The organism is Streptosporangium sp. NPDC006930 (assembly GCF_040635605.1).
In the GTDB taxonomy this organism is placed as follows: Bacteria; Actinomycetota; Actinomycetes; order Streptosporangiales; family Streptosporangiaceae; genus Streptosporangium.
This window is the reverse complement of record NZ_JBEYID010000033.1, coordinates 5,683-21,204: the sequence shown is the minus strand read 5'-3', so window position 1 is coordinate 21,204 and position 15,522 is coordinate 5,683. Positions and strand designations below refer to the sequence as shown.

1 protein-coding gene (only partly in view) is annotated in these 15,522 nt (G+C 74.6%); it reads left to right on the top strand.

The window, feature by feature from the left end; genetic code table 11:
* Positions 1 to 15,522 carry the 3' portion of a type I polyketide synthase gene (locus ABZ664_RS36715; RefSeq protein ID WP_362521168.1) on the top strand. The gene continues 14,112 nt to the left of window position 1, outside the view, so only the last 15,522 of its 29,634 coding nucleotides appear in the window; its start codon lies beyond the left edge, outside the window; its stop codon occupies positions 15,520 to 15,522.

The following is a 15,522-nucleotide window of genomic DNA, read 5'->3' as shown; positions in this document are numbered from 1 at the left end:
GACGCCCCCGGCGCGGCCGAACTGCTGGCGGAGCTGGCCGCACTCGGCACGACCGCGACGATGGCGGCGTGCGACGTGTCCGATCGCGACTCCGTCGCCGGCCTGCTCGCGCGGCTGCGGGCGGAGGGCCACGTCGTCCGTACGGTGGTGCACGCCGCCGCCTCCATCGAGCTGCACACGCTGAACGACACCACCGTCGAGGCGTTCGCCGAGGTGGTGCGGGCCAAGGTCCTCGGCGCCAGGCACCTGGACGAGTTGCTGGACGCCGACGAGGTCGAGGCCTTCGTCCTGTTCTCCTCGACGGCGGGGATGTGGGGCAGCGGGCGGCACGCGGCGTACGTGGCGGGCAACGCCTACCTCGGCGCGCTGGCGGAGAACCGGCGTGCCAGAGGGCTGCCGGCCACGTCGATCTCCTGGGGTATCTGGTCGGACGACCGCGATCTCGGACGGGTCGATCCCGAGCAGATCCTGCGCAGCGGGCTCGTGTTCATGGAGCCGGACCTGGCGCTCGAAGGGTTCAGGCAGGCGCTGGACGGCGAGGAGACCGTGCTCGCGATCGCCGACGTCGACTGGGAGCGGTACTTCCCCGTCTACACCTCCGCACGGCCGAGCCGGCTGTTCGGCGAGGTGCCCGCCGTACGGCGACTGGAGGAGGCCGCGGAGCGGCCGGCGATCGCCGCGAGCGACGGGGAGTTCGTCACCCGGCTGCGCGGGCTGCCCGCGTCCGAGCGGGACCGTCTGCTGCTGGAGCTGGTGCGCGCCCAGGCGGCGACCGTGCTGGGCCACTCCTCGGCCGACGCCGTCGCCGAGCGGCAGGCGTTCCGTGACATGGGCTTCGACTCGGTGACCGCGGTCGACCTGCGCAACCGGCTCGCCGGTGCGACGGGCCTCGCGCTGCCCAGCACGCTGGTGTTCGACCACCCGAACCTGGAGGCGCTCGCGGGGTACCTGCGCGCCGAGATCGCCGGGGTGCGGGCCACTCCCGTCGCCGTGGCCGGTCCCGCGCGGGCCGCCTCGGACGAGCCGATCGCGATCATCGGAATGGCCTGCCGCTACCCGGGCGGGGTTCGCTCCCCCGAGCGGCTGTGGCAGGTCGTCCTCGACGGGGTCGACGCGATCTCCGGGTTCCCCGGCGACCGCGGCTGGGACGCCGAAGGGCTCTACGACCCCGATCCGGGCCGGCCGGGGAAGACGTACTCCACCTGGGGCGGCTTCCTGCACGACGCGGCGGAGTTCGACGCGGACTTCTTCGGGATCTCGCCGCGCGAGGCGCTCGCGATGGACCCGCAGCAGCGGCTGCTGCTGGAGACGGCCTGGGAGGCCGTCGAACGGGCCGGGATCGCCCCCTCGTCGCTGCGCGGCAGCCTGACCGGCACCTTCGTCGGGGCCAGCTACCAGGACTACGCTCTGGCGATGGCCGGCGGAAGAGAGGGCCTGGAGGGCCATCTGATCACCGGCACCATCTCCAGCGTGCTGTCCGGCCGGGTGTCGTACCTGTTCGGCCTTGAGGGGCCGGCCGTCACACTGGACACCGCGTGCTCGTCGTCGCTGGTGGCGCTGCACATGGCCTGCCAGTCGCTGCGCGACGGCGAGAGCTCGCTCGCGCTCGCCGGTGGAGTGACCGTGATGTCCACCCCCGACGCCTTCATCGGGTTCAGCAGGCAGCGGGCGATGGCCCCCGACGGCCGGTGCAAGGCGTACTCCGACTCGGCGGACGGGATGAGCCTGGCCGAGGGGGTCGGCCTGCTGCTGGTGGAGCGGCTGTCCGACGCCGAGCGCAACGGGCACCCGATCCTCGCGGTCATCCGAGGGTCGGCGATCAACCAGGACGGTGCGTCCAACGGGCTGACCGCGCCGAACGGTCCCTCGCAGCAGCGGGTGATCAGGCAGGCGCTGGCCAACGCGGGGATCGCGGCGGCGGACGTCGACGCGGTGGAGGGCCACGGGACCGGTACGGCGCTGGGCGACCCGATCGAGGCGCAGGCGCTGCTCGCGACCTACGGCCAGGACCGGGACCGCCCGCTCCTGCTGGGGTCGGTCAAGTCCAACATCGGGCACACCCAGATGGCCTCCGGTGTCGCAGGCGTGATCAAGATGGTCATGGCGATGCGGCACGGCCTGCTGCCCAGGACGCTGCACGTGGACACCCCGTCGTCGCACGTGGACTGGTCAAGCGGCGCGATCGAGCTGCTCACCGAGCCGAGGGAGTGGGTGCGGGCGGGGCATCCGCGCCGGGCCGCGGTGTCGTCGTTCGGACTCAGCGGCACCAACGCCCACGCGGTGCTGGAGGAGGCGCCGTCCGTCGCCGCGCGGGCCGGGAAGGCCGCGCCCGTCGTCGTCCCCGTTCTGGTGTCGGGCAAGAACGACCAGACCCTGCGCCACCAGGCGGGACGGCTGCTGTCGCTGCTCCAGGAGTCGCCGGACCTCCACCCCGCGGACGTCGCCCTCTCCCTGGCGACCTCGCGCTCCCACCTCGACCGGCGCGCGGCGCTCGTCGGACGGGAACGCGAGGAGATCGTCGACGGGTTGCGGGCGCTGGCGGAAGAGCCGCCGGACGGCGCCGTCGTCGCGGGGACCGTCCTGCGCGGCAGCGCGGTCCACGGCTCCCTCGCCTTCATGTTCACCGGCCAGGGCGGGCAGCGCGCGGAGATGGGCCGCGAGCTGTACGGTCGCTTCCCCGCGTTCGCGGACGCGCTCGACGAGGTGCTCTCCCACCTGGACGCGGACCTGGACCGCCCGCTGCGCGAGGTGCTGTTCGCCCCGGCCGGTACGGCACAGGCCGCCCTGCTGAACGAGACCGGCTACACCCAGCCGGCGCTGTTCGCCTTCGAGGTGGCCCTGTTCCGGCTGCTCGAATCGTGGGGGGTGCGGCCCGACCACCTCACCGGCCACTCGGTCGGGGAGATCGCCGCGGCGCACGTCGCCGGCGTGCTCTCGCTGCCGGACGCGTGCACCCTGGTGGCGGCCCGCGCACGCCTGATGCAGGCGCTGCCCACGGGCGGGGCGATGATCGCCCTTGAGGCCCGTGAGGAGGAGGTGCTCCCGCTGCTGGCCGGCCGCGAGGACGAGGTGTCGATCGCGGCGGTCAACGGCCCGACCTCGCTCGTCATCGCCGGCGAGGAGGACGCCGTCCAGCAGATCGCGGCGCGGCTCGCCGCTGGAGGGCGCAGGACCAGGCGGCTCCAGGTCTCCCACGCCTTCCACTCTCCTCGGATGGAGGCGATGCTCGACGACTTCGGCCGGGTCGCTCGCGGCCTGTCGTACGCGCCCCCGCAGATCCCGGTCATGTCGAACGTGACCGGCGAGCCGGCGACCGCGGAGCAGCTCTGCTCGCCCGACTACTGGGTGGAGCACGTCCGCAGGCCGGTCCGCTTCGGCGACGGCGTGCGCCGGCTCGCGGAGCAGGGCGTCGTCACCTTCCTCGAACTCGGCCCCGACGCGGTGCTCACCGCGATCGCCGCCGACTGCCTCGCGGACCGCGCGGACGTCCGGACGATTCCCACGGTGCGCCGGGACCGGGGCGAGGAGCAGCCCCTCACGACCGCGATGGCCCGCCTGCACACCCTGGGCGTCACCGTGGACTGGCGGGAGTTCTTCGCCGGCACCGGCGCCGAGACGGTCGACCTGCCGACCTACACCTTCCAGCGCCGCCGGTTCTGGCCGGAGGCGAGGGCGGCGGCCGTACCGGCGTCCTCCGGTGCGGCGGACACCGACTTCTGGGACGCGGTGGAACGCGGTGACGTGGCGACGCTGGCGGAAGGGCTCGGCGTCGACGGCGGCACGCTGGAGACGCTGCTGCCCGCGCTGTCCTCGTGGCGCCGCCACCGATGGGAGCACTCGGCCGTGGACGGCTGGCGGTACCGGTCCGTCTGGAAGCCGCTGCCCTGGTCGCCACCCGCCTCGCCCTCCCCGAACGCGGGAGCCCGGTTGCTCGTGGTGATCCCCGAAGGGTACGCGGACGAGGAGTGGGTGACCTCGCTGGCGGGCGCGCTGGGCGCGGAGGCCGACCGGATCGAGGTCGGGGAACCCGACAGGGCGGCGCTGGCCTTACGGGTACGGGAGCTGTGCTCCGCGGGGCCCCGGCCCGTCGGGATCGTGTCCCTGCTCGCCCTGGACGAGCGCGACCTCGCCGGTCATCCCGGGGTTCCCACCGGTCTGGCGCTCACGGTCACGCTGGCGCAGGCCCTCGGCGACGCCAGGGCCGAGGTCCCCCTGTGGTGTGTGACCCGAGGCGCGGTGTCGGTGGGGCGCTCGGAACGGGTGTCCCGGCCGCTGCAGGCCGCCGTGTGGGGGCTCGGCAGGTCCGTGGCGCTGGAGCAGCCGCATCTGTGGGGCGGGCTGGTCGACCTGCCGGAGAGCCTCGACCCGGGCACGATCTCCCGCCTGGTCGGCGTGCTGTCCGGCATCCGGGGCTCCGGCCTTGAGGGCGAGGACCAGCTCGCCGTACGCACCCCCGGGGTCTACGGCCGCCGCCTGGTGCACGCCCCGATCGGCGAGAATCCCGTCGCGCGGGAGCTCACCCCGCCGGGCACGGCCCCGATCGGCCCGGGCACCGTACTCATCACCGGAGGCACCGGTGCGCTCGGGGCACGCGTCGCCCGCTGGGCGGTCCGCGCGGGTGCCGCGCACGTCCTGCTGGTCGGCCGACGCGGGCCGGACGCCCCGGGCGCGGCCGAACTGCGGGACGAGCTGACCGGCCTCGGCGCCGAGGTCGACCTCGTGGCCTGCGACGTCGCCGACCGCGACGCCCTGGCCGCCGTGCTGGCCGGCATTCCGGGGGACCGGCCGCTGAGCGCGGTCTTCCACGCGGCGGGCGTGGTCGACGACGGGGTGCTCGACGGACTGACGCCCGAACGCCTCTCGTCGGTGCTGAGGTCGAAGACGGCCGCCGCGCTCAACCTGCACGAGCTGACCGAGAACCTGGACCTGCCGGCGTTCGTGCTGTTCTCCTCCACCTCCGCCACCTTCGGCTCGCCGGGGCAGGCGAACTACGCGGCCGCGAACGCCGTGCTCGACGCGCTGGCCGAGCATCGGCGCGCGCGGGGCCTCGCGGCGACCTCGATCGCCTGGGGACCGTGGGCCGGGGCCGGCATGGCGGCGGACGCCGCCGGCGTGGAGAACCGGATGCGCAGGGCCGGACTGGAGATGATGTCTCCTGACCTGGCGATCCACGCGCTGCGGCAGGCGATCGAGCAGGACGACACGACGCTGACCGTCGCCGACGTCGACTGGTCCCGATTCGTCGGCGCCTTCGCCGCGATCCGGCACAACCCGCTGGTGAGCGACCTGCCCGAGGTCGCCGCGGCCGCGGCGGTGGCGGACGCGGGGGCGATCGGCGCCGGAGGGGACGGGGCCGCCACGACCGAGCCGGCGTTCCGGCGGCGGCTGGCCGGGCTGCCCGCCGCCGAGCGGGGCCGGGCCGTCCTGGACCTGCTGCGCGGCTGCGTGGCCGCCGTGCTCGGCCACGCCGACGCCGACGGCATCGCACCGGACCGCCCCTTCAGGGAGCTGGGCTTCGACTCGCTCACCACCGTCGAGCTGCGCAACGTGCTGGCGGCGACGACGGGGCTCACCCTGCCGGCGACGCTGGTGTTCGACTATCCCGCCCCGAGCGCGCTGGCGGACTTCCTGCTGGCCGAGCTGCTCGGCTCGATGTCGCAGGAGGGTACGGCCGCCCGCACGCCGGCCGTGGCCGTCCGCGCCGACGACGGCGATCCCATCGTGATCGTCGGCATGAGCTGCCGGTTCCCCGGCGGGGTGAGCTCCCCCGAGGAGCTGTGGCGGCTGCTGGTGGACGGGAGAGAAGGTCTCTCCCCGTTCCCCGACGACCGGGGATGGGACCTGGAGACGCTCGCGGGAGGGCTGTCGTCCACGAACGTCGGCGGCTTCCTGCGGGACGCGACCGAGTTCGACGCCGAGTTCTTCGGCATCTCGCCGCGTGAGGCGCTCGCGATGGACCCGCAGCAGCGCCTGGTCCTGGAGGCGTCCTGGGAGGCGCTGGAGCGGGCGGGCATCGACCCCCTCGACCTGCGGGGCCGCGACGGCGGGGTCTTCGTGGGCACCAACGGCCAGGACTACGTCGGTCTGCTCAAGGGCTCCGACGCGGACGTGCAGGGGCACGTGGCCACCGGCACCACGGCGAGCGTCATGTCGGGACGGCTCTCCTACACGCTGGGGCTGGAGGGACCCGCCGTCACCGTCGACACCGCGTGCTCGTCCTCCCTGGTCGCCCTCCACTGGGCCGCGCAGGCCCTGCGCGGCGGGGAGTGCTCGCTGGCGCTGGTGGGCGGCGTCTCGGTGATGTCGAGCCCGGACTCGTTCGTCGAGTTCAGCGTGCAGGGCGGCCTCGCCCCGGACGGGCGGTGCAAGGCGTTCTCCGACTCGGCCGACGGCACCGGCTGGTCGGAAGGTGTCGGCGTGCTCGTGCTGGAACGCCTGTCTGACGCGCGGCGCGAGGGGCATCCGGTCCTCGCCGTCGTACGCGGCTCCGCGGTGAACCAGGACGGCGCCTCCAACGGGCTGACCGCCCCGAACGGCCCCTCACAGCAGCGGGTGATCCGGCAGGCCCTCGCCGTGGCCGGGTTGTCCCCGGCCGAGGTCGACGCGGCCGAGGCGCACGGTACCGGTACGGCGCTGGGCGACCCGATCGAGGCACAGGCCCTGCTGGCGACGTACGGCCAGGAGCGGGACCACCCGCTGTTGCTGGGGTCGATCAAGTCCAACCTCGGCCACACGCAGGCGGCGGCGGGCGTCGCCGGTGTGATCAAGATGGTGCTCGCGATGCGGCACGGCCTGCTGCCCAGGACGTTGCACGTCGAGGTGCCTGCGTCGCACGTGGACTGGTCGTCCGGGGCCGTGGAGCTGCTCACCGAGGCCAGGCCGTGGATGCGGAAGGATCGGCCGCTGCGGGCCGGTGTCTCCGCCTTCGGGATCAGCGGCACCAACGCCCACGTCATCCTGGAGCAGGCGCCCCCGGACGAGCGGTTCTCCGATGAGCGCTCTCCCGGCGAGCCGTCTCTCGACGGACGGACTTCCGGCGAGAGGTCCCTCGGCGAGCTGTCTCCCGACGGGCGGCTGCCCGAGCCGCTCGGCGGGCCGAGGGTTCCCGCGGTCGTGCCGTGGGTCGTCTCCGGCCGGACCAGGGAGGCGCTGCGAGCCCAGCTCGATCGGCTGCCGGCCGCCGACTCCGGCCTCGATCCGGTGGACGTCGGCTACTCGCTGGCGAGCCGGTCGATGTTCCGGCACCGTGCGGTGCTGCTGGCCACCCCGGACGGTGCGTCGGAGATCGCGCGTGGCGAGGCCACCGCGGTGGCGGGCAGGTCGGCGATGCTGTTCGCGGGGCAGGGCTCCCAGCGTCCCGGCATGGGCCGGGAGCTGTACGCCAGGTTCCCCGTGTTCGCGCAGGCACTGGACGTGGTGCTCGCGCAGTTCGACGTCGAGCTCGACCATCCGCTGCGGACGATCCTGTTCGCCGAGGCGGGCTCCGCCGAGGCCGAGCTGCTCGACCGGACCCAGTGGACGCAGCCCGCGCTGTTCGCGGTCGAGGTGGCCCTGTTCCGCCTGGCGGAGTCGTGGGGACTGCGCCCGGACCTGGTGGCCGGGCACTCGATCGGCGAGATCGCCGCGGCGCACGTCGCCGGCGTGCTGACGCTGGCGGACGCGTGCACCCTGGTCGCCGCGAGGGGGCGCCTGATGCAGGCGCTGCCGGCCGGGGGCGCGATGGTCTCCGTGCAGGCGGGTGAGGACGAGGTCGTGGCGATGCTCGCCGGACGCGAGCACGAGGTGTCGATCGCCGCGGTCAACGGGCCGTCCGCAGTGGTGATCGCCGGGGTGGAGGGGCCGGTCACCGAGCTCGCCGCCCACTTCGCGGCCGAGGGCCGCAAGACCACCCGGCTGGCTGTCGCTCACGCGTTCCACTCGCCGTTGATGGACCCCATGCTGGAGGAGTTCCGCCGGGCCGTACGAGGGATCGGCTTCTCACCGCCGGCCATCCCGCTCGTCTCCGGTCTGACGGGCGAGCCGGTCGCCGTCGAACGGCTCTGCTCACCCGGCTACTGGGTCGACCACGCCCGGCAGGCGGTCCGCTTCGCCGACTGCGTGCGCACCCTGCGTGGCTCCGGCGTGAGCACGTTCGTCGAACTCGGCCCGGACGGCGTGCTGTCCGCGATGACCCAGCACTGCCTGGCGGCCGACGACACCGAGACCGGCACCCTGGTCGTGCCGCTGCTGCGCAAGGACCGCGGCGAGGAGGCGTCGGTCGTGGACGCGCTGGCCAGGCTGCACGTTCACGGGCTGCCGGTGGACTGGCGGTCCCTCTTCACCGGATGCGGCGCGCGCCGCGTCGACCTGCCCACCTACCCCTTCCAGCGCCGGAGGTACTGGCCGGAGGCCGCCGCCGTGCGGGATGGAGGTCCGGTGGCGGACCCGGTGGACGCCGAGTTCTGGGCCGCGATCGAGCGTGCGGACCTGACGTCCGTGGCGGCCACGCTGGATCTGGAGGCGGAGTCGCTGTCGACGGTGCTTCCCGCGCTGTCGTCCTGGCGCCGCGCGCGTCGCGAGCGCACCCTCGTGGACTCCTGGAGCTACCGGGTGGCGTGGAAGCCCCTGGACGCCGTGCCGTCCGCCGTCCCTTCTGGGAGGTGGCTGGTGGCCGTACCGGCGGGCCTGTCCGAGGAGGGGAGCTGGGCGGAGGTTCTCGACGCCGTGGGCGCGGCCCTGGGCGACCCCGGCGCACTGACGCGTCTCGACGTCACGAACGCCGACCCCGTGCGGCTGGCCGCGAGGCTCGCCGAGCTACTCGATGATCCCGACGGTCCGGCGCCGGTGGGGGTGATCTCCCTGCTCGCGCTCGCCGGGACGGGCGGTGCCGGTCTACCCGGGGACGGTCTACCTGAGGGTGGTCTGCCCGGGCTGGCGTTCACGGCCGCGTTGGTGCGGGCGCTGGGCGTTGCCGGTCTCGACGCGCCGCTGTGGTGCGTCACCCGGGGCGCGGTGTCGGTGGGCCGGTCCGACGCCCCGCCGAGCCCGGGGCAGGCCGCGGTCTGGGGCCTCGGCCGGGTGGCGGCGCTGGAGCACCCTCGGCGCTGGGGCGGCATGATCGACCTGCCGGGACAGCTCGACCGGCGGGCCGTCGCCAGGTTCGCCGGTGTGCTGGCCGGCGGTCCTGACGGCGAGAGCGAGGTCGCCGTGCGCGCCTCGGGAGTGTTCGGCCGCAGGCTCGTCCCGGCTCCCGCCGGGGACGCCGACCGCTCCTGGCGACCTCGCGGCACGGTGCTGGTCGCGGGGGACACGGGAGTCTCCGGCGAACGCGTCGCCCGCTGGCTGGCCGACGCGGGCGCCGACCGGGTCGTACTGGCCGGGCGTCCGGTCCCGGCTGAGCCCGGGGAGACCGGGGAGGCCGGCGAGCTCGCGGGTCGGGTGGAATCCCTGGAACGGCTGGAGGCCGCCGACCGGGTGGAGGCGGGGAAGACCGCCGCCCCGGTGGAGCTTGAGGAACCACGGGAGAGCGCCGGTCGGGCGGAACCCGCCGACGCCGATCTCCGGGTGACGATCAGGCACTGCGACCTCGCGGACCGGGAGGCCGTGGCCGCCCTGCTGGCGGAGTTCCCGCCGGACGCGGTCGTCTACGCCGAGGAACCGGCAGGGGCCGCCCCCCTCGAAGGGGCCGAGCCCACGGACCTGGCCGAGACCGCCGCGGCCCACGTCGCCGGGGCGCTCCACCTGGACTCCCTGCTGGAAGGCCGGGAGCTGGACGCGTTCGTGCTGTTCTGCTCGCTCTCCGGAGTCTGGGGTGTCGCCGGCCGGGGGGCCGCCGCCGCCGCGGAGGCGGTGCGGGACGCGCTGATCGAGGCGCGCCGCGCCCGGGGCGCGGTGGGGACCGCCGTGTCCTGGTCGGCCTGGGCCGACAGCGGCGTGACCGCGGACAGGGGAATGGACCTGCACCTACGGGCGAACGGGCTGCCCGCCCTCGCGCCCGCCCTCGCGCTCGGGGCGCTGGGCCGGGCCGTCGCGAACGGCGAGAGCGCGGTGACCGTCGCCGACGTGGAGTGGGACCGGTTCGCCCCGGCCTTCCTCGCGCTGCGGCCGACCCCGCTGCTGGACGAGCTGCCCCAGGCCCGGAAGGCGATCGAGGCGGCGGGCGGTGCCCGCGACGGCGAGCCCACCGTGGCGGCCGAACTCCGGGACCGTCTTCTCAAGCTGCCCGCGGCCGAGCGTACGGGCCTCGTCCTCGAACTGGTCGTGGCCAGGGCGGCCTCGGTCCTCGGGCACGCGGACAGCGCCGCGATCGAGGCCGACCGGGCCTTCCGTGACTTCGGGTTCGACTCCCTCACCGCGGTCGACCTGCGCAACCAGCTCAACGCCGCGACCGGACTGACCCTGCCGGCCACACTCGTCTTCGACCACCCGACCCCGGTGGACCTCGCGGGACACCTGGCTGGCCTGGTACTCGGCGAGGAGAGCCCCGACGAGGGCGGTCTCGGCGAGGGGAGTCCTGCGCCCGTACCGGCCGCGCTCACGGACGACCCGATCGTCATCGTCGGTATGAGCTGCCGGTACCCGGGCGGTGTCCGCTCGCCGGAGGACCTGTGGCGGCTGGTCACCGAGGAGGCGGACGCGGTCGGCGCGTTCCCCGCCGACCGGGGCTGGGACCTGGCCACGCTGTCCGGCGGGGACGCCGAAGGACGCGGTCGCAGCACGGCGGCCGGAGGCGGCTTCCTGTACGACGTCGCCGACTTCGACCCGGGCTTCTTCGGCATCTCGCCCCGTGAGGCGATGGTGATGGACCCGCAGCAGCGGCTGGTGCTCGAAGCCGCCTGGGAGGCGTTCGAACGGGCGGGCATCGACCCCGCCGGCCTGCGGGGCGGCGACGTGGGCGTCTACGTCGGCGCCACCGGCGGAGACTACCGGCCACCCCGCGATCACCACGGCCACGCGCAGACGGCACAGGCGGCCAGCGTGATCTCCGGCCGGCTCTCCTACACCTTCGGCCTGGTGGGTCCCTCGGTGACCGCGGACACCGCGTGCTCCTCGTCGCTGGTGGCGTTGCACCTCGCCGCGCAGGCGCTGCGGTCGGGGGAGTGCTCGCTCGCTCTCGCCGGCGGGGTCACCGTGATGTCCACCCCGGTGGGTTTCGTCGAGTTCGGCGAGATGGGGGCGCTCTCCCCGGACGGCCGGTGCAAGGCGTTCTCCGACGCCGCCGACGGCACGGGCTGGGCGGAGGGCGTCGGCATGCTCGTCGTCGAACGGTTGTCGGACGCCAGGCGCAACGGCCATCGCGTGCTCGCGGTCCTGCGCGGTTCCGCCGTCAACCAGGACGGCGCCTCCAACGGGTTCACCGCGCCGAGCGGTCCTTCGCAGCGCAGGGTGATCCACCGTGCCCTCGCCGGTGCCCGGCTGACCCCGTCCGAGGTGGACGTGGTGGAGGCGCACGGCACGGGGACGACGCTGGGTGACCCGATCGAGGCGCAGGCCCTGCTGGAGACCTACGGTCAGAACCGCGAGCGGCCGATGCTGCTCGGGTCGATCAAATCCAACATCGGCCACACGCAGGCCGCGGCGGGAGTCGCCGGACTGATCAAGATGGTGATGGCCATCAGGCACGGGATCGCGCCGAGGACGCTGCACGTGCAGGCGCCGTCGTCGCACGTGGACTGGTCGGCGGGCGCGGTGGAACTGCTCACCGAGGCGAGGCCGTGGCCGGACTCCGGACGCCCGCGCCGGGCAGGGATCTCGTCCTTCGGAGCCACCGGCACGAACTCCCATGTGATCATCGAGGAGGCGCCTCCCGCCGACCTCACCGGGGTGTCCGAGGCGGTCGAGCCATCGGGGTTCCACAGGGCGCCATCCGCCGCCCTCGGCGGGGCACCGGGGTCCGCTGTGGGACTCAACGGGACGTCCGTCGGGCATCTCGCGGACCGGGCCGAGACGGTTCCCGGCCTCCTGCCGGTCCCGTTGTCGGCGAAGACCCCGGCCGCGGTGCGGGCACAGGCGCAGCGCCTGCTCGACCACCTCGCCGAACACCCGGACCTCGGCCTGGCCGACCTCGCGTACTCCCTCGCCACCACCCGGTCGAGCTTCAGGCGGCGGCTCGTCGTCCTGGCCGGCGGTCGTACGGAGCTGGTGGACGGTCTGAGGGCGGCGGCGGACGGAACCCCGGCCCCGCACGTGCTCGACGGCGGGATCGGGCGCCCTGGCAAGACGGCGTTCCTGTTCACCGGCCAGGGCAGCCAGCGGCCGGAGATGGGCCGCGAGCTCTACGACAGGTTCCCGGTCTTCGCCGACGCGCTCGACGCCGTGCTGGCGCAGCTGGACGCCAGGCTGGACCGCCCGCTGAGGGAGATCCTCTTCGCTCCGGCGGGAACACCCGAGGCCGAGCTGCTCGACGGGACCGGGTGGGCACAGCCGGCGCTGTTCGCGGTCGAGGTGGCCCTGTTCCGCCTGCTGGAGTCGTGGGGGCTCACCCCTGACGTGCTGATCGGACACTCGGTCGGCGAACTGGCCGCGGCGCACGTCGCGGGCGTGCTGTCACTCGGGGACGCCTGCGCGCTGGTGGCGGCGAGGGGCGCGCTCATGGGAGCGCTTCCGGCCGGCGGTGCGATGGTCGCCGTCCAGGCAGGCGAGGAGGAGGTGCTGCGGGCACTGTCCGGATACGAGGGACAGGTCTCCGTCGCAGCGGTCAACGGCCCGGAATCCGTGGTGATAGCCGGGGCGGAACGGGCGGTGCTCGACGTGGCGGGCGCGCTGGCCGACAGCGGGCGCAGGACGAGGCGGCTGCGGGTCTCGCACGCGTTCCACTCGCCGCTGATGGAGCCGATGCTGGCGGACTTCCGCGCGGTCGCGGAAGGCGTCTCCTACTCCGAGCCGCGAATCCCGGTGATCTCGAACGTCACCGGCGGCGCCGTCACGGCCGAGCTGTGCTCCCCGGACTACTGGGTGACGCACGTGAGGAACGCCGTACGGTTCGCCGACGGGATCCGGGCGGCGCACGAGGCGGGGGTGACCCGCTACGTCGAGATCGGCCCGGACGGAACCCTCACCGCGATGGCACGGGAGACCGTCCCCGCGGAGGCCGAGGCCGAGCTGGTCTCCCTGCTGCGCAGGGACCGCGACGAGCACCGAACCGTCGTCACCGCCCTCGCCCGGCTGCACGTGCACGGGATGAGCCCTGACTGGACCTCGGTCCTCGCCGGTACCGGCGCCCGGCAGGTGGACCTGCCGACGTACGCGTTCCAGCACGAGCGGTTCTGGCCCGACGCCGGTCACCCGGGCCAGGCCCGCGCGGCGGACCGGGACGGCACGGTGGACCCGACGGTGGACCCGGTGGACGCCGAGTTCTGGGCGGCCGTCGAGGAGGAGGACGCCAAGGCGCTGGCGTCGCGGCTCGACGTGGACGGCGACGCGCTGACCAAGGTGCTGCCGGCGCTGTCGTCGTGGCGCCGGGAGCGGCGCCGGAAGTACACGATGGACGCCTGGCGGTACCGGATCGTCTGGAAGCCTCTCACCGGTGACGGCGCGGCCGCACCCGGCCGGACTTCGCGGACCGGTCCGGCCGGACCCTGGCTGGTGGTGCTGCCCGAGGAACTGCGTACCGACGCCTGGACGGGCTCGGTGATCGACGCGCTCGGTGCCGACGTGGTCCGTGTGGAGGTGGCCGACCTCGCCGCCGTGCCTTCGGATCGGGCCGCGCTGGCGGAGTGGCTGGGCTCGCACGCCGACGGCCGGCCGCTCGCCGGAGTGGTCTCGTTCCTGGCGTTGCGGGAGTCCGCGGCCGCCGGAAACGCCGGGAGCCTCGGGAACCTCGGGCACGCCGGGAACACAGTGCTTCCCGACGGCCTGGCCCTCACGACGCTGCTGATCCAGGCGCTGGGCGACGCCGGTGTCGAAGCGCCGCTGTGGTGCCTCACCCGGGGGGCTGTCGCGGCCGAGCCCGGCGACGTCCTGCGCGATCCGGCGCAGGCCGCGATCTGGGGTCTGGGCAGGGTCGCCGCGCTGGAGCATCCGCAGCGATGGGGCGGCCTGATCGACCTGCCGGAGGGGTTCGGCCGGGAAGCGGCGCGGCGGCTCGCGAGCGTGCTGGCAGGTCTGGACGGTGAGGACCAGGTCGCCGTCCGGGCCACGGGCACGTACGCCCGGCGGCTGGTGCAGGACCCGGCGGGCCAGAGCGGCGAGCCCGGCGAGTGGACACCGTCGGGAACCGTACTGATCACCGGTGGCACCGGCGCGCTCGGTGGACACCTGGCCCGCTGGCTGGCCCGGCACGGCGCGGAGCACCTGGTGCTGGTCAGCCGGCGGGGAATGGCGGCCCCCGGGGCCGCCGAGCTGTGCGAGGAGGTGTCGGAGCTGGGCGCCCGGGTGACCGTCGCGGCCTGCGACGCGGCCGACCCGGACGCGCTCGCCGCCGTGCTGGCCGACATCCCGGCCGAGTTCCCGCTGACCGGTGTGGTGCACGCCGCCGGCGTGGTCGACGACGGTGTGGTGGACGGCCTGACCAGGGAACGGTTCGAGACGGTGTTCCGAGCCAAGGTGGCACCGGCGGTCGTGCTGGACGAGCTGACGCGGGACATGGATCTGCCGGTGTTCGTGCTGTTCTCCTCCGCGGCGGGGACGCTCGGCACCCCCGGCCAGGGCAACTACGCCGCCGCCAACGCGGTGCTGGACGGCCTGGCGGAGCGGCGCCGCGAGCGCGGGGCCGCGGCCACGGCGGTGGCGTGGGGGGCCTGGGCAGGCGGAGGCATGGCGGAGGTGGCCGCGGCGCAGGAGGCGTCCCGGCGCATGGGCGTACGCCCGATGGACCCCGAACTCGCGGTCGCCGCGCTGAGCGGCCTCGTCGCCGGAGGCGAGCCGATCGCCGTGGTCGCGGACATCGAGCACGAGCGGTTCGTCCGCTCCTACACGGCGGGACGGCCCAGCCGGCTGCTGCGTGAGCTGCCGGGCTACCGTGAGCTGGTCGAGTCGGAAGGCTCGGCGCAGGAGACCTCACGGTCGGCGTCCGCCCTGCGGGACAGGCTGGCCGTCCTCGCGGGACCCGAACGGCTCGGCGTGCTGCTCGACGTGCTGCGCGATCAGATCGCGATGGTCCTCGGGCACTCGGGTCGCGAGGTGATCGGCGCCGACCAGGCGTTCAGAGACCTCGGATTCGACTCCCTCAGCGCGATCGAGCTGCGAAACCGGCTCACGGCCTCGACGGGGCTGAAGCTGCCCTCCACGCTGATCTTCGACTATCCGACCCCGCAGGCCCTCGCCGAACACGTGATCGCCCAGCTCCTGCCGGAGACGGGCGCGGCCTCGGGCGTGAACGGCGTGAACGGTGGCGGCGAGGAAGAGACGCGGGTCCGGGCGCTGTTCGCCTCACTGTCCATGGCGAGGCTGCGGGAGATCGGCGTGCTGGACGCGCTGCTGCACCTGGCCGGTGACCAGGAGAGCTCCGTCGACGACGATGCCGACGAGGACGCCGACGACGCGCTCGACGCGATGGGACTCGACGAGCTGGTGCGGGCGGCCCTCGAGGGCGGGGGACAGTAG